The sequence below is a fragment of the Parafrankia sp. EAN1pec genome, from assembly GCF_000018005.1.
In the GTDB taxonomy this organism is placed as follows: Bacteria; Actinomycetota; Actinomycetes; order Frankiales; family Frankiaceae; genus Parafrankia; species Parafrankia soli.
Map to the genome: position 1 here is coordinate 6,892,933 of NC_009921.1, position 22,078 is coordinate 6,915,010.

Annotated in this window: 18 protein-coding genes; 7 read left to right on the forward strand and 11 right to left on the reverse strand. The window is 73.8% G+C overall.

Annotated elements, in window-relative coordinates:
* Window positions 1-648: 648 nt before the first annotated feature.
* Window positions 649-1,905 carry an aldolase/citrate lyase family protein gene (locus FRANEAN1_RS28055; protein ID WP_041254868.1) on the forward strand — a complete coding sequence of 419 codons (1,257 nt, stop codon included), beginning with the start codon at window positions 649-651 and terminating at the stop codon, window positions 1,903-1,905.
* 33 nt (window positions 1,906-1,938) lie between these two features.
* Here FRANEAN1_RS28055 and uraH read toward each other — a convergent pair whose 3' ends face one another.
* The 6 genes from uraH to FRANEAN1_RS28085 all read right to left on the reverse strand — a co-directional run bounded on the left by uraH (window position 1,939) and on the right by FRANEAN1_RS28085 (window position 9,235).
* Complete coding sequence (gene uraH, locus FRANEAN1_RS28060) at window positions 1,939-2,265, reverse strand: hydroxyisourate hydrolase (protein ID WP_020463131.1); 327 nt, start codon at window positions 2,263-2,265, stop codon at window positions 1,939-1,941.
* An 81-nt stretch (window positions 2,266-2,346) separates the two neighbouring features.
* Entirely contained in the window at window positions 2,347-3,909 is a 1,563-nt protein-coding gene (locus FRANEAN1_RS28065) for an allantoicase (RefSeq protein ID WP_020463132.1), read from the reverse strand.
* Between the two features lie 100 nt (window positions 3,910-4,009).
* Window positions 4,010-5,452, reverse strand: a complete 1,443-nt coding sequence (gene allB / locus FRANEAN1_RS28070; protein WP_020463133.1) for an allantoinase AllB — start codon at window positions 5,450-5,452, stop codon at window positions 4,010-4,012.
* Window positions 5,449-7,818 carry a xanthine dehydrogenase subunit D gene (gene pucD, locus FRANEAN1_RS28075; RefSeq protein ID WP_083788571.1) on the reverse strand — a complete coding sequence of 790 codons (2,370 nt, stop codon included), beginning with the start codon at window positions 7,816-7,818 and terminating at the stop codon, window positions 5,449-5,451. The genes allB and pucD overlap by 4 nt, the downstream gene beginning before the upstream one ends.
* The gene (locus tag FRANEAN1_RS28080; RefSeq protein WP_347176792.1) at window positions 7,815-8,339 is read right to left on the reverse strand and encodes a 2Fe-2S iron-sulfur cluster-binding protein; all 525 of its coding nucleotides are present in this window, start codon (window positions 8,337-8,339) and stop codon (window positions 7,815-7,817) included. The genes pucD and FRANEAN1_RS28080 overlap by 4 nt, the downstream gene beginning before the upstream one ends.
* On the reverse strand, window positions 8,336-9,235 hold the full coding sequence (locus FRANEAN1_RS28085) for an FAD binding domain-containing protein (RefSeq protein ID WP_020463136.1): 900 nt from the start codon (window positions 9,233-9,235) through the stop codon (window positions 8,336-8,338). The genes FRANEAN1_RS28080 and FRANEAN1_RS28085 overlap by 4 nt, the downstream gene beginning before the upstream one ends.
* Window positions 9,236-9,508: 273 nt before the next feature.
* Between FRANEAN1_RS28085 and FRANEAN1_RS28090 the strand changes: the two genes are divergently transcribed.
* Window positions 9,509-10,570: an aromatic ring-hydroxylating dioxygenase subunit alpha gene (locus FRANEAN1_RS28090; protein ID WP_020463137.1), complete on the forward strand. Its 1,062-nt coding sequence runs from the start codon at window positions 9,509-9,511 to the stop codon at window positions 10,568-10,570.
* A 47-nt stretch (window positions 10,571-10,617) separates the two neighbouring features.
* Entirely contained in the window at window positions 10,618-11,910 is a 1,293-nt protein-coding gene (locus tag FRANEAN1_RS28095; protein WP_347176793.1) for an ATP-binding protein, read from the forward strand.
* An 8-nt stretch (window positions 11,911-11,918) separates the two neighbouring features.
* Here the strand turns inward: FRANEAN1_RS28095 and FRANEAN1_RS28100 are convergent, their stop codons facing one another.
* The 4 genes from FRANEAN1_RS28100 to FRANEAN1_RS28115 form a co-directional block, all read right to left on the reverse strand.
* Window positions 11,919-13,922, reverse strand: a complete 2,004-nt coding sequence (locus FRANEAN1_RS28100) for an adenine deaminase C-terminal domain-containing protein (RefSeq protein WP_020463139.1) — start codon at window positions 13,920-13,922, stop codon at window positions 11,919-11,921.
* Between the two features lie 280 nt (window positions 13,923-14,202).
* Complete coding sequence (locus FRANEAN1_RS28105; RefSeq protein ID WP_020463140.1) at window positions 14,203-15,057, reverse strand: ABC transporter permease subunit; 855 nt, start codon at window positions 15,055-15,057, stop codon at window positions 14,203-14,205.
* The gene (locus tag FRANEAN1_RS28110) at window positions 15,054-15,818 is read right to left on the reverse strand and encodes an ABC transporter permease subunit (RefSeq protein ID WP_020463141.1); all 765 of its coding nucleotides are present in this window, start codon (window positions 15,816-15,818) and stop codon (window positions 15,054-15,056) included. The genes FRANEAN1_RS28105 and FRANEAN1_RS28110 overlap by 4 nt, the downstream gene beginning before the upstream one ends.
* Window positions 15,815-16,687 (reverse strand): ABC transporter ATP-binding protein, encoded by an 873-nt coding sequence (locus FRANEAN1_RS28115; protein ID WP_041254869.1) that lies wholly within the window; start codon window positions 16,685-16,687, stop codon window positions 15,815-15,817. Before FRANEAN1_RS28115 ends, FRANEAN1_RS28110 begins: the two co-directional genes overlap by 4 nt.
* A 93-nt stretch (window positions 16,688-16,780) precedes the next feature.
* On the opposite strand from FRANEAN1_RS28115, the gene FRANEAN1_RS28120 reads away from it, so the two are divergent.
* Entirely contained in the window at window positions 16,781-17,971 is a 1,191-nt protein-coding gene (locus FRANEAN1_RS28120; RefSeq protein ID WP_020463143.1) for an RNA-guided endonuclease TnpB family protein, read from the forward strand.
* Window positions 17,972-18,008: 37 nt separating this feature from the next.
* Here the strand turns inward: FRANEAN1_RS28120 and FRANEAN1_RS28125 are convergent, their stop codons facing one another.
* A complete protein-coding gene (locus tag FRANEAN1_RS28125; RefSeq protein WP_049795778.1) occupies window positions 18,009-19,037 on the reverse strand; it encodes an ABC transporter substrate-binding protein in 1,029 nt (342 codons plus the stop codon).
* Between the two features lie 477 nt (window positions 19,038-19,514).
* On the opposite strand from FRANEAN1_RS28125, the gene FRANEAN1_RS28130 reads away from it, so the two are divergent.
* The 3 genes from FRANEAN1_RS28130 to FRANEAN1_RS28140 are packed head-to-tail and all read left to right on the forward strand — an operon-like array spanning window position 19,515 to window position 21,896.
* A complete protein-coding gene (locus FRANEAN1_RS28130) occupies window positions 19,515-19,817 on the forward strand; it encodes an urease subunit gamma (RefSeq protein WP_026239939.1) in 303 nt (100 codons plus the stop codon).
* A gap of 14 nt (window positions 19,818-19,831) precedes the next feature.
* Window positions 19,832-20,176, forward strand: coding sequence for an urease subunit beta (locus FRANEAN1_RS28135; RefSeq protein WP_041256611.1), 345 nt, complete (start codon window positions 19,832-19,834; stop codon window positions 20,174-20,176).
* On the forward strand, window positions 20,169-21,896 hold the full coding sequence (locus FRANEAN1_RS28140; RefSeq protein WP_020463147.1) for an urease subunit alpha: 1,728 nt from the start codon (window positions 20,169-20,171) through the stop codon (window positions 21,894-21,896). Before FRANEAN1_RS28135 ends, FRANEAN1_RS28140 begins: the two co-directional genes overlap by 8 nt.
* Window positions 21,897-22,078: the final 182 nt, after the last annotated feature.

Here is a 22,078-nt window from a genome sequence, read left to right on the forward strand (position 1 = left end):
GATCCCGAGGTCTCCCCGTTCCGCGACGGCACGGAGTCCATTGCGGGCAACCGGATCATGATTCATTCAGCTTGGTCTCCGTGTACGGCGAGCCTGACGAACCTGGACGCCCTCGGCGCGCTTCGTCCGGGCGGCCTGGAGGGCATCGTCACCCACGCGTTCCGCGGTCGCTTCGGCGCGCTGACAGACGGCGATCGGGCCGGCGAGGTTAGGGGGCTGCGCGTCGAGAGCGGCCCACCCATGTTCTCGGACGGATTCGACACGATCGTCGGGGAGCGTCGACTCGCACCAGTCGGCTGTGTCCGGGCCGGTTGGTGGTACCTGGCCCCTCCGCAGTACGCTCCTGAACGGAAAGATGCAGCTCAGACGCATGATGACCGCTTGCACGGCGGTCCGTCGGCCGGCCGGGATCCATCGGCCGTTCACGGAGCCGCCACACAGACAGCCGCCGTCGGTGCAGTGCGCCGAATCCCCCGATCGGTGCCAAACGCGCCGGCGGCGGCGCTGGCGGCGGGAGCCACTGGGCACGACGCAGTTGCAAGCCAGAGCAGGTGGGCCGGGCCGCCTGCAATCGGCGGACGGCTCGGCTCGGCATCTCTGACACGCGTGATGGGGACGACACCCCGTCGCTGGCCTGACACTGAAGTCGTGCCGACGCTGTCCGACGACGCCATTGCCGCGCTCACCGCGGACCTCGCCCCGCTCGACGCCGATCTGACCGCCCGCTTCCCCGGCGATCCGGGCACCCGCCAGCCCGTCCACACCTGCTATCTGCCCGCCGACCGGCTGCACCCGGACGTCGTTCTCGAGTGGGGCGAAGCCGCCCGGGAGGCGCTGCGCCACCATGCTCCGGATCCGGATGCCCTGGCCGCGGCGACCGCGGGTGACTCCGACCCGGCGATCGCCGCCGCCGTGTACGCGCACGTCGTGCAGGCGCTGACCGTCGAGCCGATCCAGGATCTGCGGGTCGATCTCGAGGACGGGTACGGGACCCGCCCGGACGAGGTCGAGGACGCCGACGCCGTGCAGGCGGCGCAGGCCCTGCGCACCGCGGCGGCGGCCGGCGCGCTGCCAGCCTCCTACGGGCTGCGCCCGAAGTCGCTGGACGCCGCCGTGCGGGCCCGGGGGCTGCGCAGCCTCGATCTGTTCCTCACCACCCTCGCCGGTGATGGTGGGGAGGGCGGCCTGCCACCCGGCCTCGTCGTGACCCTGCCGAAGGTGAGCGCGCCCGAGCAGGTGATCGTGTTCAGCGAGGTCCTCGCCGAGCTGGAACGGCAGCTCGGCATCCCGCCGGTCGCGCTGGAGATCCAGGTCGAGACGCCCGCCGCGGTCCTGAGCCTGCCGGCGCTGGTCGGTGCCGCGCCGGGACGTCTGACCGGGCTACACGTGGGCACCTACGACTATTCCGCGGCACTCGGGATCGCCGCCGAGTACCAGGCCAGCGATCATCCGGGGGTCGAGCTCGCCACGGCGCTGATGCAGTTGGCCGCCGCGGGCACCGGGATCCGCGTGGCCGACGGCTCGTCCAACGTGCTGCCGGTGGGCCGGGCCTCCGACGTGCGCTCCGCGTGGCGCCGGCATGCCGGGCTGGTCCGCCGGGCTTGGTCGAGAGGTCTCTACCAGGGGTGGGATCTGCATCCCGGCCAGCTCGTCAGCCGGCACGCGGCGGTGGCGGGCTGCCTGCTCACCGGGCTGCCCGACGCCCTGCGGCGGCTGACGGACTACGCAGCCGCCCGCACGTCGGGATCGGTCGCCGACGAGCCGGCGACCGCGCGTGCCCTCGCCGGGCACGTCCTGCGCGCGGTGGACGCCCGCCTGGTCGACGACGCGCGGCTGCGGGCCGCCGGTCTGGACGAGGAGACGGTCGCCCGCCTCGGAGGCCGGCCTCCGCAGGTCCCGCGCTGACCCGCCGGACCGGGCGGGTCAGGCCGGGCCGGGTCAGCTGCCGCGGTAGGTGGAGTAGCCGTACGGCGCAAGTAGAAGGGGCACGTGATGGTGGTCGGCCGGCTCCCGGATGACGAAGACGATCGCCACCTCGGGGTAGAAGGCCGAATGCCCCGTGGTGTCGAACACGAGGCGCCAGGCGCCGGCGCGGTCCGCGGGCAGGTCGCCGACGCGCCCGTCGTCATCGGTCACCGCCTGGGCGACTGGGCGCCAGCCCTTGGTCGCGCCGTCGAGGGTGACCGCGGCCCGTTCAAGGCGCACCGGCACGCCGGCGGCTGGCTTCCCAGAGGCGGTGTCCAGCACATGGGTCGACAAGCTCACTCGCGTCGCCCTCCCCGGCTCGCCGCCGGGGTGCCCGCCGGCGACCCACTCGTCGCTTCGCCACGACCCGGGAACCAGGTGTCAGGCGCCGGTGATCAGATGGCGCAGCCGCAGCGCGGTGATCTCCGCCTGCTGGCCGGCCGCCACCCGCAGCTCGGTCCTGGGGTCGTTCGCCATCCTCTCCCGGAGCAGCTCCAGCATCTCCTGCGCGCCACGCCCCGCCGCGCGAACGAGGAAGATGAACCCGAAGCGGTCCTCGTACTCGGCGTTCCCCTCGGCGAAGGCCGCGCGGACATCCTCGCTCGCCTGGTCCAGGGCGGCCTGCTCCCGTCGGGGGGCGTCGAGGGAGACGACGGTGGCCCGCGAGGACGTCGGCGGCGTCGGCGCGGGTGTCGGGCGCTCCCCGATCCGGGGATGCGCGGTGAACGCCTCCAGCCAGGCGGTTTCGGGCAGGTTCCACCACTCCTGCTCGGCGGCGGGCAGCAGCGTGGCGAGCGTGTCGAAGGGCCGGAGGGCCGTGACGGCGTCCGCCCAGTCCTCGGAACCGCAGCAGGCCAGCAGCTCCTCACGGGCCGCGGCGGGCGTCAGGGAGTCGAACCAGCGCATGGCCAGCGACTCGCGTCCCGCCTCGGTCGGCGCGCCGACCAGCCGCAGCCGGGCGAGACCGCCGTCCGGGATCGCGTCCACCCGCACGTGCGTGGCCTCGACCGGCACCTCCAGGTCGAACAGGTGCCGGGTGTTCGGCTGGACCCGGGTGCGCGGCAGCAGCGGCCGCCAGTCGGTGATCGCCGACAGGGCGTCCGTGGCCAGGTCGTCGTCGCCGGTCGTGGGTGCGTTCGCCGCCCACAGCGCGACGGCGCGCGGCGCGTTGCCGCGGAAGTGGCGGGTGTCGACCTCGGCCCGCACCACGGTCCCCTCGGTGGCCAGCCGCACCACCGCCCAGTCGTGCCCCGGCCCGCGGCGGCGGCGGGTCTCCCAGCCCTCCCCCATCGCCCGGGCGTCGCCGGAGGCGTTCAGGTTGTGCCGGTCGCCGTAGTGCATGTCGCTGGCGGCGACGACGACACCGCCCAGGTAGGCGGCGGCCAGGTCGGAGGTGACCCGGTCGAGCAGCCGCGGGTCGGGCACGACGACGCCGTGCACCCGCAGCCGGGCGACTCCCCCGTCCGGGTGGATGGTCAGCCGCAGGTGACTGATCCGGAGCCGGCCCTCCGCCGACACGGGCAGGACGTTGACGGCGTCCGCGGCGACTGGCGTGCGGGCGACGAGGGGCACCCAGGTGACCGAGTCCTCGGCGACATCCTCGGCGGACGGGTAGCCGGCAAGGGTGGCGCCGTGCAGCTCGACCGACTCCGGGGCGTTGCCGGTGAAATGGGTCGTGTCCACGGTCACCGCGTGCACGATGCCGGGGGCGCCGAGGCGGACGATCGCCCAGTCCGCCGCGGGCAGGTCGCGGCGGCGGCGGGTCTCCCAGCCGTCGGTCCACTGGCCGCGCTCGGTGAACACCCCCGGACGGACTATCGGTGCCTCCGCCAGGAGCATGCGCTCGGCGAGCGCGAAGAACTCGTCATTGACGGCGACGACGGACCCACCGAACCGGGCGGCGGCGAGGTCGACGAGGTTCGTCAGGTCGGGCGCGTCGGTCATGCGTGCGGGCTCCTTCTGCTCGGGCGGACGGGGCGGGCGGACGGTGCGGGCGGCCGGAAACGGGCTGAGCGCCGGGACGGGCTGGGGCGTGGCTGGTGGGTCATCGGGAGAGCAGCCGGCCTCGCGCGGGCCGGTCACCGTCCGCCCGCCGTCCCCGCAGGTACGTCGCCAGAACCACGCCGTCAAGCGTTCGCCCAGCGTAGGGCGTGAGCGGATGGCGGTGGCGCAGCAGGGACGGTTCGACGACGAACGTGGCGTCGGGGTCGAAGACCACCAGGTCGGCGTCGGCGCCAACGGCGATGCGTCCCTTGGTGCCGTTCGGCACGGAGCCCGCCCCGCCGGTGCCCAGTCCCGGGGTGCCCAGTCCCGAGGTAGCCAGTCCCGGGGCGCCCAGCCCGACCAGGTCGGCGGGGCCGGAGCACATCCACCGGACGACGTCGACGAGGCCGTGCCCGCGGCGGCGTGCCTGGGTCCACACCGCGGCCAGGCCCAGCTGGACGGAGGCGATGCCACCCCAGGCCGTCCCGAAGTCACCGGTCTCGACGGACTTCAGCGCCGGGGTGGCTGGCGAGTGGTCGGTGACGACGCCGGCGAACAGGCCGGCGGCCAGGCCGTCCCAGAGCCGGTCCAGGTTCGCGCGTTCCCGGATGGGCGGCGCGCACTTGAAGACGGTCGCGCCGTCGGGGACCTCCTCGGCGGTGAAGGTCAGGTAGTGCGGGCAGGTCTCGACGGTCATGGGCAGGCCGGCCTCGCGGGCGGAGACGACGTCGTCGAGCGCCTGGGCCGCCGCCAGGTGCAGGACGTGCAAACGCGCGCCCGTCGAGGCGGTGAGCGCCGCGAGCGAGGCCACCGCGGCCTTCTCGGCGGCCGGCGGGCGGGAGCGCAGCCAGCTGGCGAACGTGCGGCCGGCCGCCTCAGGCGCCTCGGCGAGCACGGAGGGCGACTCGGCGTGGACGACGGTGAGGGCGTCCATCCGGGCGGTGTGCCGGGAGGCGGCGGCGAGCACGTCGAGGCTCACGTGCGGGAACTCCTCGACCCCTGAGGGTGCCAGGAACGCCTTGAACCCGAACACGCCGGCGTCGTGCAGCGCGGCTAGGTCGTCGAGCCGGCGGGCGTCGGCGCCGATGATCCCGCCCCAGAAACCGACGTCGACGGCGACCTGGCCCTCGGCCGCCGCCCGCTTGGCGGCCAGCGCGTCCAGCGAGGTGGTGGGGGGGATCGAGTTCAGCGGCATGTCGATGATCGTCGTCACGCCGCCGGCCGCCGCGGCCCGGGTGGCGCTGGCGAAGCCCTCCCACTCGGTCCGGCCGGGCTCGTTGACGTGGACATGCGTGTCGACCACGCCGGGCATGAGCACGAGGTCGCCGAGATCGGTGACGGCGACGCCGGATGGCACCTCGCCCGGCGCGGTGACCGCGGTGATCCGGCCGTCGACGACGTGGACGGCCGCGGGGCGCTCGCCGTCGGGCAGTACGACCCGACGCGACCGGATCACCTCGACGGCGTCCGGCGGCGTCGCGGCACCGGCCTGCCCACCACTCATCCGCTCATCCGCGTTCCATCTCCCCGGGCTGCCTTATTCCCCAGATACGGAGCACCGCCCAGCGGATCGACCGGATCCGCGAGATCGACTAGGTCCACCGGGCGGACCGGTACCCGGCGCAGGTCCCGCCCGACCGCTGCCCGGACGGCGGCGAGGACCGCGGCGGTCGCCGTGCAGGTCGGGGTCTCCCCGACGCCCTTCACCCCGTAAGGCGCGTCCGGCTGCGGGTAGGTGAGCGCCACGAAGTCCAGCGCGGGGACGTCCGCCGCGGTGGGCAGCAGGTAGTCGTGCAGCGTCGGGTTGGTCACCACGCCGTCCACGGTCACCAGCTCCTCCATCACGGCCAGGCCGAGCCCCTGGGCGGTGCCACCCTCGACCTGCCCGCGCAGCGACAGCGGGTTCAGCACGGTGCCGCAGTCCTGCGCGAGCGCCATCGACACGACGCGGACGAGCCCGAGGTCGAGGTCGACGTCCACCACGGCCCGGTGCGCCGCCGCGGCGAAGGCCACGTGCGGATCACCCTGGCCGTGCGCGTCCAGGGCGGTCGTGCGCCGGTGGTGGAAGGTGTGCTCGGCTTCGACCGGTCCCTCGGCGAGCGCCTCGGCCAGCGTGAGCCGGGTCCCCGTCTCGGCGCCGACGATCTCGCCCCCGGTGATCACCAGGGCGCGCCGGGGCGCCTCGACAACCTCCGGCGGCAGGCCCAGCCGACGCGCCACCCGGGCCAGCAGCCGGTCGACCACCGCCACGCACGCACCGCGCACGGCGCCGCCACTCATCCACGTCTGGCGGGACGCGCTCGTCGACCCGGCGCTGCCCACCCCGGTGTCGGCGGGGCGCAGCACGACCTCGTCGACACCGAGCTCGGTCCGCGCGATCTGCCCGGCGACCGTGACGAACCCCTGCCCGACCTCGGCACACGCACTGTGGATCGTGGCGACCGGCCGGCCGTCCGCGTCAAGCTCGAGCCGCGCCCGCGCGGTGGAGGAGTCGTCGAAGCCCTCGGAGAACAAAAGGTTCTTGTAGGCCAGGGCGTATCCGACGCCGCGGCGGACACGGGCGAGGTCCGCATGCGCGCCGCGCCCCCCGGGACGGGCCGTCACCGGCGAGGCGGCGGTGAGCGCCGCCGGCAGCGGGCGCGCCGCGACCGCCTCGATCGCCTCCCGCGCCGGCAGCGGCGGCCCGAGGACCTGACCGGTGGGCAGGACGTCGCCGGGCCGCAGTGCGTTGCGCACCCGCAGCTCGACCGGGTCCATCCGGAGGCGGTCCGCGAGCCGGTCCATCTGCGCCTCGTGTCCGATCGTGACCTGCGGGACCCCGAACCCGCGCATCGCCCCGCACGGCGGGTTGTTGGTGCGCACGACGAGCCCGTCCAGCCGCGCGTTCGGCACCCGGTACGGGCCGGCGGCGTGCGTGACGGCGTTGGCGATCACCGCGGGTGACGACGAGGCGTACGCCCCGCCGTCCATGATGATCCGCGCGTGCACGCTGACCAGGTCACCCGCCGCGGTCGCGGTGTGGCGGAACCACATCCGCGCGGGATGGCGGTGCGGGTGGCCCAGGAAGGACTCGACCCGGTCGTAGGCGATGCGGACCGGCGTCCCGGTGGCCCGGGCGAGCAGCGCGCCGTGGACCTGCAGCGTGACGTCCTCGCGGCCACCGAACGCGCCGCCGACGCCGGCGAGCTCGAGCCGGACCAGCTCCTCGGGCAGCCCCAGGCAGGCGGCGATCTGTTCGCGGTCGGAGTGCAGCCACTGGGTGGCCAGCCACATGTCGACCCCCCCGTCGGCGGCCGGCACGACCAGCGCCGCCTCCGGCGCGAGGAAGGCCTGGTCCTGCATGCCGACGAGGTAGCTGTCCTCGACGACCACCGGGCCGGCGGCGTCGGGATCGCCGTGTCTCAGGGTGATCTCACGGAACACGTTGCCGTCCGGGTGGAGCGGTTCGGCACCCGGCCCGGCGGCCACCTCGGGATCGACGAGGGGCGGCAGCGGCTCGTACTCGACCTCGACGGCCGCCAGCGCGCGCCGGGCGGTCGGCGCATCGACCGCGGCGACGGCGGCGACCGGCTCGCCGGCGTAACGGGTCTCGGTGGCGGCGAAGACCGGCTGGTCGGCCACGATGAGGCCGTAGGTCGCCACACCGGGGACGTCCACCGCCGTCACCACCGCGGCGACTCCCGGGATGCGCAGGGCCGCGGCGGTGTCGACCCGCCTGATGCGCGCCCGCGGGTGGGGCGAGCGCAGGGTCCGGGCGTGCAGCATGCCGGGGGCGCTGAGGTCGCCGGCGTAGACGAACGTCCCGCCGGCCTTGGCCGACCCGTCGGGACGGAGCACCGATCCCCCGACGCCTCGCGCCCGGCCGGTCATGCCCACCCGGGCGGGCCGCCCCGCCCCGCCTGGACGGCGCGGACCGCCGCGAGGATGCGGCCGTACCCGGTGCACCGGCAGATGTTGCCCGCCAGTGTCTCCTGAATCTCATCCTCGTCGGCGCCCGGTCGGCGGGCGAGCAGGTCGGTGACCGCCACGACCAGGCCCGGGGTGCAGAAGCCGCACTGGACCGCCCCGTGCGCGACGAAGGCGGCGCGCACCGCGGCGGCCGGCCCACCCGGGCCCAGCCCGGCCACGGTGACCACGCGGGCGTCGGCGGCGTCGGCGGCGAGGACGGTGCAGGCCGTGACCAGCCGGCCGTCCAGCAGCACCGAGCAGGCCCCGCACCGGCCCTGCTCGCAGGCGTCCTTCACGGAGGTGACGTCGAGCCGCTCCCGCAGGACCGTCAGCAGCGACTCCTCGAGCCGCGCCCCGGTAACGGCGCGCCGGGAGCCGTCGATGCTCAGGTGGTAGGAAAGCCGGCGCTCCCCGCCCAGGTGACCAGGCACGCCGCCGCTCACGGGGCACTCTCGCGCCGCGGCGCCGACCGGGCCGTGAGGCATCGGGCGAAGGCCCGGGCGGCCAGCACGCCGGCCGCGTGCACCCGGTACTCCAGGGGATGGCGCGGGTCCTCTCCCAGCGGCGGCGCCGCGCGGACACCGGCCGCGGCCAGCTCACCGAAGCGCCGTGCCAGGGCGGCCGGGGCCGTCCCAGTGGACCAGTCGACGTCGGCGGCGGCCAGCCGCTCGGCCTCGGCCACCCGCCACGGCCGGGCAGCCACGCCGCCCACGGCGCAGCAGACCCGCTCGCGGACCCGGTCGACGAGCAACGCGCAGGACACCAGCGACGGGAACGCGGCCTGCCGGCCACCGATCTTGAGGTAGGTCTGCGGGCCGCTCGGGCGGGGCACCCGGACAGCCGTCACCAGCTCGCCCGGCAGGCGGCCGGCGCTCAGGAAGTCGTCCAGGCCCGCGGCGCGCGACCCGTCCTCGGAGGCGAGCAGCACCTCGGCCTGGGCCGCGGTGAGGAACGTGAGGAGGTCGCCGCGCGGGTTGGCGGAGCCGAGCGCCCCGCCGACCGTCCCGCAGTTGCGGATCTGGACGGACCCGACCACCCGGGACGTCGCCGCCAGGCCGGGCGAGAGTGACCATCCGGCCAGCTCGGTGTAGGTGACCCCGGCGCCGATCGTGAGGGTGTCCGCGCCTGCCCCGCGCACCCGCAGCTCCAGCACCCGGCGCAGCGCGACGATCGCCGCCGGCCGGCGCGTCCCGGTGCGCAGCGCGGGCACCAGATCGGTACCGCCGGCCAGCAGCTCGACCGGCCGGCCCGCCCGTGCCTCGGCGGCGAGGGCTGCGACGGCCTCGCCGACCGTCCCGGGCCGGTGCAGAGCGGTGGACGGACCGCCGGGCGTCGTCATGGGCCCGACGATAGTGGGGGGACGTTACGTCGATGTTCAACGAACACTGCTCTACGTATCTTTGTGTTCACTGCTGAGAGTCGCCGGAGGCGACCCGGTACGTACGGACGACGACCACCCCTCGAAATGTCACGGAGTGACACACATCGGACGCCCACCCGAAACCCCGGATCGCTTCGGTGATGGGATGGCGCCGAGAACCGGAGCCGAGACCGGAGCGGAGACAGGGACGGATACCGGAGCGGGAGATCTGACCGCCGGGAGGCAAACGCGATGACCGGTCGCCTGACCAACACCGACCCGGCGCTGCGGCACGGCTGGCACCCGGTCGCCCGGTCGCCCGAGCTCGCCGACGAGCCGATCGCCGTCCGGCTGCTCGGCGAGCCGTGGGTGCTGGCCCGGCTCGACGACCAGGTGGCGGCCTTCGCCGACTGGTGCCCGCACCGGCTCGCCCCGCTGTCGGCGGGACGGGTCGAGGGCCACGAGCTCGTCTGCGGCTACCACGGATGGCGGTTCGTCGCGTCCGGGGAGTGCACCGCGGTACCGGCGCTCGGCCCGGGAATACCGGCGCCGCGGCGGGCCCGCGCCATCCCGCCGTGGGGGGTGACCGAGCGGCACGGGCTGGTGTGGATCGCGCCCGCGGAGCCGTTCGCCGACATCATCGAGCTGCCGGAGGCGGCCGAGGACGGGTTCGACGACGCCTGGCTGCCCGCCGCGCGCACGACGGCCTGCGCGGGCCTGCTCGCCGACAACTTCCTCGACACCGCGCACTTCCCGTTCGTGCACGCCGCCACCATCGGCGCCGGCGAGGAGACCGTCGTCGCGCCGTACCGGGTGGACGCCGACGGCGACGGCTTCCTGGTCCGGATGGATCAGGAGGTCGCCAACCCGGAGGATCCGGGGGTCGCGGCCGGGCTCCGTCCGCTCATCCAACGCCGCACGTCGACGTACGTGTACCGCCCGCCGTTCATGCTGCGGCTGCGGCTGGAGTACCCCGACGCCGGGATCACCAACACGATCCTGTTCTGCCTGCAGCCCGAGGAGGCCGCCGCGACCCGCGTCTACACCCGCATCCTGCGCGACGACCTGGGCGGTGATCCCGCCCGGCTGGCCGAGGCCGTCCGCTTCGAGCAGGCGGTGCTCGACGAGGACCTCGCCCTGCAGGAGCGCTTCACCATCGACGGACTCCCGCTGATCTCCGGGGACGGTGGGACGGCCGCGGAGGTCAGCATCCGCGCGGACGCGGCGGGCGTGGCGCTGCGCCGGGTGCTGGCCGCTGTCGTCGCCAGGGCAGCCCGCAGCTCTCCCACCAGGGCAGCGGATATCCGACACTGAAGCCGGCACGGCGGACGGCGGCACCGACCTACCATGTGATCAGGCAGGTGGCCGACGTGACAGTGGCCGACATGAAGGGGGCCGACGTGACAGTGGCCGACTTCGCCGCGAGCGTCTCGGCGGCGAGCTGGGACGACCTCGACCCGCGCGAGTTCGACCGGTTGCGCCGGCTGGTCGGTGCCGCCGGGGGCCGCGGCGACAGCACGCTCGCCGCGATGTCGGACAAGCAGATCGCGCGGTCACTGGGCGTCGCGCTGGTGGAGGACGGCCGCACCCACCTGTGCGCGGGGGCGGTGCTGCTGTTCGGGCGGCCCGAGGCCCTGCGGGCGCACGTGCCGAACCACGAGGCCGCCATCCAGGTCATCGGGCCGGAGACCGGCGAGCCCACGGACGGGATGAACGACTTCTTCCGCTGGCCGCTGCTGCGTCTCACCGAGGAGCTGCTGGCCCGTTTCCGGGCCCGCAATCCCGAGCGCGAGATCCGTTACGAGCTGGTGCGCACCGGCGTGCCCGCCTACGCCGAGCAGGCGTTCCGCGAGCTGCTCGCCAACGCCTTCGTCCACCGCGACTACACCGCGGCCGGTGCCGTCCACGTGCAGTGGACCGGTGAGGGCGTCGAGATCTCCAGCCCCGGTGGCTACGCCGACGCGGTGCGCGACCCCACCGCTCGGCTGCTCGCGCGGCCCCCGCGGCCGCGCAGCCCGCTGCTGGCGGACGCGTTCCGCCGGGCGGGGATCACCGACCGCTCCGGACGGGGGATCCGCCGGGCGCACGCCGCCCAGCTCCGCAACGGCCTGGCCGCGCCGGACCACACCGGCTCGACCGCCGACACCGTGGTCGCCGTGTTGCCCAGGCAACCCGCGGATCTCGCGTTCGCGCTGTTCGCCGTCGGCCGGGAGTACGGCGGACGTCCGCTGGCGCTGCCGGACCTGCTGGTTCTCACCGCCGGGCTGGGCGGGCGCACGCTGCGGACGGCCGACGTCGCCGAGCTGCTCGGCACCGACAAGGACCGGGCACGCCGGCACCTGACGGACATGGTTCACAACGGCCTGATGGACGTCGCCAGCGGAGGCGGCGTGCGGATCTGGGTGCCGTCCGTCCAGGTACGCCGCGCGCTGCGGGATGACGCGAGCCAGCTGCACGCGCGTTCGCCGCGCCCCGCGCGGCGCGGCGAACGCGCCGGGTCCACGACGGCCAGCGCAGGCGCGCCGCGCGGCTCCGCGACGGCCAGCGCAGGCGCGCCGCGATGGCCGGCAGCCGCGGCGCACCCCGCGCCGCGGGGCTGGGCCATCCCGGAGGGCGGCCCGGCGCTGCCGGCGCGGCGCGTCTCGGACGGCTGACCACCGCGTCAGGGCCGGACGTACAGCTCCCTGCCGAGCTGGGCGATCAGACGAAGCGGCGAGGCGAGCCGACAGCCGAGGTCGCGGGCCGCGGTGTCGACGGCCGCGAGCTGGCCGAGCACCGCCTCCCAGGGGGCGTCGCTCATCAGGCCCGCCACCGGCAGCGGGCAGGCGGCCAGCACCCAGCCACGCTCGACGACGACGAACCCGCCCCCCATCCCCTCCAACGCCCGGGCCGCGGTCAGCATGTCCGCGTCGCCGGCACCGACGATCACCACGTCACCGGGGGCGGCCCCGGCGGTCGCCCCCAGCGCCCCCCGGGTGAGCCCGAGGCCGCGAACCATCCCGACCCGCACGCGGTCGGCCCGGCCGGACCGGTCGAGCACCGCCGACTTGAGCAGGTCTCGGGACGGGTCGGCGACGACGACGCCGTCGCGCAGGGTCGGTTCCACCCGGGCGACGGTCACCCGCGGCGGCTCCCCGCCCGCGCCGAGCGGCCCGAGCCCGACCGAGGACGCCGAGACCCCCGAAACCCCGATCGAGGCCGCCGGGCTGGTGGCGACGGCGGGGGCCCGCACGTCGACGACGGTGAGCCGGGTGTCGCGCCGGCCGCTCCAGTGCATGCAGGGTGAGGTGAACGAACCGGTGTAGAGGCCGGCGGGCAGGCGCACCGAGGACGACGCCCACGTCGGGGCCACGTCGAAGTTGTCGAACAGCGCGCGGCCGCGCTCGGCCGCGATCCGCCCACCGGCCACCACGACGTCCGGGGGGAGCCGCGCGGTCAGGTCCTGCACGATCTGCAGGTCGGCGAGCCGGGCCGGAGCGATCGAGCCGAGCACGTGGTCGAGGCCGAAGGCACGCGCGGGGGTGAGGGTGGCGTCCCGGACGACACGGACGGCGGCGCCGCCCGCTCGGATCTCCTCCCGTACCCGGTCGTCGAGGTGATCGGAGATCAGGCCGCCACCCACCGGCGGCATCTCGGCTCCGGCGGGCCCGCCGACGAGATGGGCGGCGCCCGGCAGGAACGCGGCGGGCCCGGCGCTCCCGATGAACGGGCCGGGCACCCCCGTCAGCGGGCTCACCTGCCGGGGGACGGCACGCGCGACGTCCACGGCCTCGACGGAGGCCTGGTGCGGCGCGGTGGCCTCGTACGGCGTGGTCGCTTCATATGGCCCGGTGGCGTCGTAGGGCCCGGTGGCGTCGTAGGGCGCGCTGCCCTCGTGCGGCGCGGCGGGACGGGGCGGGCCGGCGAGCCCGTCGCGGGTGCCGGCGGGGCCGCGGGGCAGGACACGCAGCGGTGTGCCGGTGCGCAGCACGAGCGAGCGGCCGCGCGGGCCGTGGATCTGCTCGATCTCGGCGAGGTCGGTCAGCACCGTCACCGTGCCGCGCGGGACGACGAGCCGGGCGAGCTCCCCCGGGCCGAGCAGCGTCCGCTCGACCGACGCGCGGGCGTCGACGTAGGCCGGGAGCACGAACCGGCCGGCCGCGTCCAGGCTGCGGCGGGCGCCCACGGCGCTCGGCCGGGTCACCGCGGCGATGTAGCGGCCGGCGATGAGAATGTCGCGCCGCATCATCTCGCCGGTCTGGACGACGAAGACCACCCCGCCACGGATCGCGAAGTCGGCCTCGGCGCGGCCGGTGGCGATGTCGCGCAGCCGCTCGAGCTCGTCCGGGGTGGGGGTGAGGGGCTCGCGCAGCGGAGTGGGCACCGTCACCGGGCGGGGGGCCCGGCCGCCGCGCACGACGCCGGTGCGGCCGGGGACAGGCGTCGCCCGGCGGCGGCCGGGCACCCGCGCCACCGCGGGCGCGGCGAGCGGCGGAAGCGACCGCAACGGCCCGACAGGCACCACCCCCGGAGCCATCGGGACCGGCGCCATCGGGACCGGTGTCATCGGGACCGGTGTCATCGGGACCGGAGCGGCCGGCCCTGGTGTCACCGGCACGGGTGCGGCCGGGAGCGCGTGGGAGGGAACGGCGTCGACCGTACGGTCAACGTCCCGCTCAGCGGTCATGACGCCCTCCGGAACTCACCGGTCGACGCCGCCGACCGCCCGGCCACGGACCCGCGCAGCGAGCCCCGCAGCGGCCAGGCCGACCTCGACCCCGCCACGACGCGACCGCGCCCACACGTTCCGACGCATTTCTGTACAACCGCATTCTCGTACGGGAGCGACACGTCGCGTGGTGGGGTGTCAGGAAGCAAGCAGTGCCAGGTGCGCCACATCACAGCCTGTGACCTGCGGTTGCGCACTCGGACGGCCGCCGGCTGCCCACCGCGGGGTGCCACGCCGCTCATCCGCGCCGGGCCGGGTCGGGCCCGTACCGGGCGAGCACGACGGCCTCGGCGAGGCCCACCAGGGCGTAGACCGCGACACTGGCGGTGGTGATCACGACCACCGAGGCCCACACCCCGCCGTAGTCGAACGTCTGTTGCGCGCGTTGCATGAAGTAGCCCAGGCCCTTGCCGGTGGCCAGCCATTCCGCGAGCAGCGCGCCGATGATCGCGCCAGGTACCGAGATGCGCGCCGAGACGAACAGCGCGGGCAGGGAGCTCGGGAGCGCCACCTTGCGCAGCACCGTGAACGGCCCGCCGCCGTGGGCGACGACGAGGTCGGCGGCGGCCGCGGGCCCGGAGCGCAGCCCGAACACCAGGTTCACCAGGGACGGGAAGAACACGACGATCCCGGCGATCACCGAGACCGCCAGCAGGCCGCGGCCGAAGACGAGGGTGAGCAGCGGCGTCATCGCGACCAGGGGCACCGAGCGCAGCATCATCGCCACCGGCATCAGCGACTGCTCGACCGCGCGGTTCAGCACGAACGCGACGGCCACGCCGAGCGCGGCGAGGGTGCCGGCGACGTAGCCGACCGCGGCGTCACCGAGGGTGTGCCACAGGCCGTCCAGGATGACGGAACGGTTCTGGGCGGCGTCCGGCTCGGTGAACAGGTACTTCCAGACCGCCCCGGGGTCCTTGGCGACGAGGGCGTTGAGGTCGAAGACCTCGATGAAGGCGTACCAGAGCCCGACGATCACCGCGGTGGACGCGACGACCGAGAGCAGGGTCCGCCCGGCCCGCGCGGCAATCGCCCCCGCCACCCGGCTGCCACGACCGCCGGACGATGCGGTGTCCGGCGTCACGGTGCTCATCGGGCGCCTCCAGGGTTACCGCGGGGGGCCCAGGGCGTCAGCAGCCGGGCCAGCAGCGCGGTCAGGGCGTAGCCGAGACCGGCGATGGCGGAGGCGACCAGGGCCAGCGCCCAGGTGCGCGGCACCTCCAGTGCCTGCTGCGAGTTGACCATGGCGATCCCGAGGCCGCGGTCGGCGCCGAGGAACTCGCCGATGATCGCACCCAGGATCGCGGCCGGCGCGGCGATCTGCAGCGCCGCGAAGGTGCTCGGCAGGGCGGCGCGCAGCCGGACGTAGCGCATCTGGTGGACGACGCCGCCGCCGCTGGCCCGGATCACGTCGAGGCTGGCCGGGTCGGCCGCGCGCAGGCCGAGCAGGGTGCCGACCAGCGTCGTGAAGAACACCGAGATCCCGGCCAGTGCCTTCTGCGGCGTGCTGCCGTCGAAGACCGTGGTCAGGATCGGGCCGATCGCGATGATCGGCAGGCAGTAGGAGGCCACCCCGATCTGGAGCAGCACCCGCTCGACGACGGGGACGCCGAAGAACAGCACCGCGAGGCCGATCGCCAGGCCGTTGCCGATGAGCCAGCCCTGGGCCGCGATCGACACGGTCGACCGGGCGGACGTCCAGAGCAGGCGATGGTCGTCCCACAGGGCGTGGACGACCTCCCAGGGCGTGGGCACGACGCTTCCGCGGTCGAGCAGCGTCACGGCGAGCAGCCACCACACGGCGACCAGGCCGACGACGCCGATCGTCCCGCCGAGCCACGCCGGCCGGGTCATCCGGCCTCCCCTGCCGTCGGGCCGGTACCGGCGAACAGGAGCGTGGACAGCTCGTCGTGCAGCTCGTGGAACCGGGCGGTGCGCAGCATCTCCGGGGTGCGCGGGCGCGGCAGGTCGATGTCGACGCGCGCCGCGACGCGCCCGGGGCGGGCGGTCATCACCGCGACGGTGTCGGAGAGGATGACCGCCTCGGGGATCGAGTGGGTCACCAGGACGGTGGTCGTCGAGCGTTCACTCCAGATGCGCAGCAACTCGAAGTTCAGGCGCTGGCGGGTCATGTCGTCGAGGGCGCCGAACGGCTCGTCGAGCAGCAGCACCTTGGGCTGCACGACGAGGGCGCGGGCGATCGCGACCCGCTGGCGCATGCCGCCGGAGAGCTGCGCGGGCCGGGCCCGCTCGAAGCCGGTCAGCCCGACGAGAGCGATCAGGTCACTGATGACCTTGCGTTCGGCCTTCAGACCGCTGACCTCAAGCGGCAGCCGGATGTTCGCCTCGACCGACCGCCAGGGCAGCAGAGCGGCGTCCTGGAAGGCGATGCCGAGGTGGTGCGCCCGGCGGGCCACCGACGGCGCCTCGCCGCGCACCAGCACCGTCCCGGCCGTCGGGGCGTCCAGGTCCGCCAGGATCCGCAGCACGGTGGACTTGCCGCAGCCCGAGGGGCCGATCAGGGTCAGGAACGAGCCCTCCGCCGTCGCGAGGTTGACGTCGTCGAGGGCCACGACGCGACCGCGGCCCATGCGGAACTCCCTGCCGAGCCCGGTCACACTCACACCGGACCCGTCGGGCGGGGCCGTCGGGGTCGGGACAGCGGCAGGGGCAGGGGCAGGGGCAGGGGCGGGTTCCGGTGTGGGCGTGGCCGATGTCGTCATCGGGCTTGCGGCGTGGAGGCCCCGGTCTTCAGGCCGGGGAGGAGACGCCCCATGCTGGAATGCATGTTCGTATCCTTTCAATAGAATAGCGGCGTGTCCCGGTTCCGGCTTTACCCGGCGTCCGAGCAGGCTGCTGTAATGGAGGCCCACTGCGGCCACGCACGGTTTGTGTGGAATCTTGCCGTAGAACAGCAGTCGTGGTGGACGCCGCGACGCGGGCCGGCGCCGGACTACCACGAGCAGTCCCGGCAGCTCACCGAAGCGCGACGCGAGTTCCCGTGGCTCACCGAAGGGTCGCAGACCGTTCAGCAGCAGGCGTTGCGGGATTTTGCACAGGCCATGGACAACTACTTCCGGGGCAGTCACCGGAAGCCGACGTTTCGGAAACGTGGCCGGTCGGAGGGGTTCCGGATCGTCGCTGTCAAATCCTCGGATATTCGCACGGTGAACCGGCGCTGGTCCGAGGTGAGGGTTCCCAAGGTCGGCTGGGTGCGTTTCCGTCGCTCGCGGACTGTCCCGAAGGCGAAGTCCTACCGGGTCACCAGGGACCGGGCTGGCCGGTGGCATGTGGCGTTCGCCGCGATCCCCGAACCGATCGACGCACCGGGTACCGGTGCGACCGTCGGTGTCGACCGTGGGGTGGCTGTGTCGGCGGCGCTGTCGACGGGCGAACTGCTGTCCTGCCCGAGACTGCCGCCCACAGAGGCGCAGCGGCTGGTCAGGCTGCAACGGCGACTTGCCCGGGCGAAGCGCGACAGCAACCGGCGCAGCCGTCTCAAGGCCCAGATCGCCCGGGTGAAGGCCCGTGAGGTGGACCGGCGGAAGGACTGGGTGGAGAAGACCAGTACCGACCTTTCCCGCCGATTCGACCTGATCCGCGTCGAAGACCTGAAGGTCAGGAACATGACCCGCTCGGCGCGGGGCACCGGGGAGGCACCGGGCAGGAACGTCCGCCAGAAAGCCGGCCTGAACCGGGCCATCCTGGCAAGCGGTTGGGGCCTGCTGGTGCAGCGCCTCGAGGACAAGGCCCCCGGCCGGGTCGAGAAGATACCCGCCGCGTACACCTCTCAGTGCTGTTCTGCCTGCAGGCATGTCGCTACCGAGTCGCGTGAGAGCCAAGCACGATTCGCCTGCGTCGCCTGCGGATATGAGGACAACGCCGATGTGAACGCGGCTAGGAACATCGCGGAGGGACACGCCGTGACTGCGCGGGGAGGCATCGGACTGCCGAAGCCCATGAACCGCGAACCTCAACTAACCGCACCTCCTCCGGTCACTGCGTGATTAGTTGGAATCTCCGCCTTTTAGGGCGGGGAGGATGTCAAACGAGATCAGGCTTCTCCTCGTAGAGCTCCTTAATGATGGACAGGTCGAACAGCTCGTCGGCAGTGATGCTCACGCCGGCGATCCCGAGGGTGTCGATGTTCTCCTCGACAAGCTTGTCGGTGACCGTGAACAGGCCGTTCGCCTTCGTGTCGGCGGTGAGGATGAGAGCGTTCTGGTCCTTGCTCTCCAGGGTCTGCTCCTCCTCGTCCAGGCCGAGGTCCTTTCCGTAGACGGTCGCCGCCAGGTGCGCGCCGAGCGCGGGATCGGCCAGCGAGTCCTTCCATCCGCGGATCTCGGCGGTGAGCGCGGACTTGATCTTGTCCCGTTCCTTGTCGATGGACTCGGTACGGACCATGTAAGTCTCGGAGACCAACGGGTAGTTGTGGTCGGCGAGCAGGAAGGTCGTCACCTCGAAACCCTTGACGCGCAGCAGGTTCGGTTCGTTCGTGACGAAGGAGAACCAGCCGTCCACGGTGCCCGTGGTGAGCGGGAGCGGGTCGAACTCGACCGGCACCTTTTCGATCGACTTCGGGTCGATCTTGTTCGCCTTGAGGAACGCCGTCCACACGCTCTCATTGGTCGCCTGCACACCAATCTTCTTGCCGATCATCTCCTGGGGGCCGGCGATGGGCTTGTCCGCCATGGAGACGATCGCGAACGGGTTCTTCTGGTACTGCGCGCCAATGATCTTGATCGGTGCGCCGTTGAGGATGGCGTTGCCGGTGATGTCGGGGGCGGAGATGCCGATGAACGCCTTGCCGGTCGCGACGTCGGTGTCCTGTGGCGTCGCGGACGGGCCGCCGGCGATCATGTTGACGCCGGAGAAGCCGGCCGCCTTGTAGTAGCCCTTCTGATCCGCGATGTAGGCACCGGCGAACTCGGTGTTCTTGATCCAGGAAAAGCGGATGTCGAGGACACCGAAACCGCTGCCGGACGAGCCGCCGTCACTGCTGTCATCGCCGCACGCGGCGAGCAGGCCACCGCCGCCGAGCGCGAGCAGCGCCACCCCGGCCGTCGTCCCCATTCCCCCGCGGAGGAACCCGCGTCTGTCGAAACCCGTACTGCTGCCAGTTGCCACCGAACCCCCATCGAACGCGCCCGCGGCACCCCGTTCAGCCGTTCCCGTCCGACCTGCCAGGCGGTTCCACGGACGCTAGAAAGCAGGAGTATCGGACCTATCGCGGTCACGTGAACAACCAGTTACCAGGCATCGGGACCCACGGTACCCGGGACATCGGGCCATTTCACGATCCGGGCCACCGAATCCGAACACGGGGAGATCACCGACGTCATCTCGGCGGCACCGTCGGGAAACACCGACGAAAAGGGAAACCGGCGGGCGGGCGCACCGGCCGGTCGAAATGACGATGTCCGCAAACCGGCGGCCGGGCCCGCGCGAAGACGGCACGAAGTGGGCGCGAAGGGACGTCGACAGGGCTGGCACGCGGCCGGGGTGCGGGTGGTTCGGGCCGGCGGGCGGGTGCGTGTAGGCTTCGCGCTCGTGCTGCTGAGCCCGCATGAACAGGAACGCCTGCTCATCCATGTGGCGGCCGGACTGGCCCGGGAACGCCGCGCACGCGGGCTGCGCCTCAACTATCCGGAGGCGACCGCGCTGCTCACCTCGTTCCTGCTCGAGGGCGCCCGGGACGGGCGCACCGTCGCCGATCTCATGGCGGCCGGGCGGGGCGTGCTGACCCGCGACGACGTCATGGAGGGCGTGCCGGAAATGCTGGCCGAGGTCCAGGTCGAGGCCACCTTCCCGGACGGCACGAAGCTCGTCACCGTCCACCAGCCGATCCCTTGATCCCCGGCGATCCCTTGATCCCCGGCGAGATCGTCACCGCGCCCGGCACGGTGCGGCTGAACCCGGGCCGGCCGACCCGGGTGCTGGTCGTGCGCAACACGGGCGACCGGCCCGTCCAGGTCGGGTCGCACTACCACTTCGCCGCCGCGAACCCGGCTCTCGACTTCGACCGCGAGGCCGCCTGGGGCTACCGGCTGGCCGTCGCGGCGGGCACCGCCGTCCGGTTCGAGCCCGGGGTCGAGCGCGAGGTCGAGCTGGTCGCCCTGGCAGGCGCCCGGGTCGTCCCGGGGCTGCGCCCGGAGTGGGCCGGCCCGCTCGACGGTGGCCGCGGTGACCGTAAGGGGAGCGGCAGTGAGTGAGCTGGAGCGGTCCCGGTACGCCACCCTGTACGGGCCGACGGTGGGCGACCGGATCCGCCTCGCGGACACCGACCTGTTCATCGAGGTCACCGACGACCTCAGCCGCGGCCCGGGCGGCACGGCCACCGGCGACGAGGCGGTGTTCGGCGGCGGCAAGGTCATCCGCGAGTCGATGGGCCAGGCCCGCGCCACCCGCGCGCAGGGCGCACCCGACCTGGTGATCACCGGTGCGGTCGTGCTCGACCACTGGGGAGTCGTCAAGGCCGACGTCGGCATCCGGGACGGACGGATCAGCGCGCTGGGCAAGGCCGGCAACCCCGACACCATGGACGGCGTCCACCCGGATCTGGTGATCGGCCCCGGCACCGAGATCATCGCGGGCAACGGGAAGATCCTCACCGCGGGCGCGGTCGACACCCACGTCCACTTCATCTGCCCGCAGCAGGTTCCCGAGGCCCTCGGCACGGGCGTCACCACGCTCATCGGCGGCGGCACCGGGCCGGCGGAGGGCACCAAGGCGACGACCGTCACCGCGTCGCCGTGGAACCTGCACCGGATGATGTCCGCGATGGACGGCTGGCCGGTCAACGTCGCCCTGCTCGGCAAGGGCAACACGGTCAGCGAGGACGCGATGTGGGAACAGCTGCGCGCCGGCGCGGCCGGCTTCAAGCTGCACGAGGACTGGGGCACCACCCCGGCGGCCATCGACGCCTGCCTGCGCGTCGCCGACGCCTCGGGGGTACAGGTGGCACTGCACTCCGACACCCTCAACGAGGCCGGGTTCGTCGAGGACACCCTCGCCGCGATCGCCGGCCGGGCGATCCACGCCTACCACACGGAGGGTGCCGGCGGCGGGCACGCGCCGGACATCATCACCGTCGCCTCGTTCGCGAACATCCTGCCGTCGTCGACGAACCCCACCCGGCCGCACACGGTCAACACCCTCGACGAGCACCTCGACATGCTGATGGTCTGCCATCATCTGAACCCGTCGGTGCCCGAGGACCTGGCGTTCGCGGAGAGCCGCATCCGGCCGTCCACGATCGCGGCCGAGGACATCCTGCACGACCTGGGCGCGATCTCGATGATCGGCTCGGACTCGCAGGCGATGGGCCGCGTCGGCGAGGTCGTCACGCGGACCTGGCAGACCGCGCACGTCATGAAACGCCGCCGCGGCGCACTGCCCGGCGACACGGTCGCCGACAACAACCGGGCCCGGCGCTACGTCGCCAAGTACACGATCTGCCCGGCGGTGGCGCACGGCCTGGACGCCGAGATCGGGTCGGTGGAGGCCGGGAAGTTGGCCGACCTGGTGCTCTATGAGCCGGCCTTCTTCGGGGTGCGGCCGTCGCTGGTCCTCAAGGGCGGTTTCATCGCGTGGGCGGCGATGGGCGACGCGAACGCCTCGATCCCGACCCCGCAGCCGGTGCTGCCGCGGCCCATGTTCGGCGCCGCCCCCGGCCCGGCCGCGGCGAGTTCGCTGATGTTCGTCGCGCCCGCGGCGCTGCAGGACGGCCTCGACGAGCGGCTGGGCCTGGCGAAGCCGATGGTCGCCACGGCGGACGTCCGCCGGCGGGGCAAGGCGGACCTGCCGGAGAACACCGCGACGCCGGACATCCGCGTCGACCCGGACACCTTCACCGTGCGCATCGACGGCGAGGCGGTGGAGGCGGCTCCGGCCGCCGAGCTGCCCATGGCCCAGCGGTATTTCCTCTTCTGATCCTGCCTCTCGTCCAGGGCCGGCGGCGCCCGCCGGGGATGGCGCGCGGCCGGGTTTTCGGACCTCCGGGGGCTTGACCCACGGCCGCCGCCGTGCCCGCAGCCTGTAGTGGTCCCGTCTCGGCGTGTCGCCGCCGGAAGGCGGGGCCGGTCGGGAATCATGTGCTGTGCCGCCCCTGGCCC

Coding starts and splice junctions, on each gene's coding strand:
- FRANEAN1_RS28065 (WP_020463132.1), bottom strand. CDS start 3,909: ATGACCGACGCGCCCGACCTGACGAACCTCGTCGACCTCGCCGCCGCC.
- allB (WP_020463133.1), bottom strand. CDS start 5,452: ATGAGTGGTGGGCAGGCCGGTGCCGCGACGCCGCCGGACGCCGTCGAG.
- pucD (WP_083788571.1), bottom strand. CDS start 7,818: ATGACCGGCCGGGCGCGAGGCGTCGGGGGATCGGTGCTCCGTCCCGAC.
- FRANEAN1_RS28085 (WP_020463136.1), bottom strand. CDS start 9,235: ATGACGACGCCCGGCGGTCCGTCCACCGCTCTGCACCGGCCCGGGACG.
- FRANEAN1_RS28090 (WP_020463137.1), top strand. CDS start 9,509: ATGACCGGTCGCCTGACCAACACCGACCCGGCGCTGCGGCACGGCTGG.
- FRANEAN1_RS28100 (WP_020463139.1), bottom strand. CDS start 13,922: ATGACCGCTGAGCGGGACGTTGACCGTACGGTCGACGCCGTTCCCTCC.
- FRANEAN1_RS28105 (WP_020463140.1), bottom strand. CDS start 15,057: ATGAGCACCGTGACGCCGGACACCGCATCGTCCGGCGGTCGTGGCAGC.
- FRANEAN1_RS28110 (WP_020463141.1), bottom strand. CDS start 15,818: ATGACCCGGCCGGCGTGGCTCGGCGGGACGATCGGCGTCGTCGGCCTG.
- FRANEAN1_RS28115 (WP_041254869.1), bottom strand. CDS start 16,687: ATGACGACATCGGCCACGCCCACACCGGAACCCGCCCCTGCCCCTGCC.
- FRANEAN1_RS28125 (WP_049795778.1), bottom strand. CDS start 19,037: ATGGGGACGACGGCCGGGGTGGCGCTGCTCGCGCTCGGCGGCGGTGGC.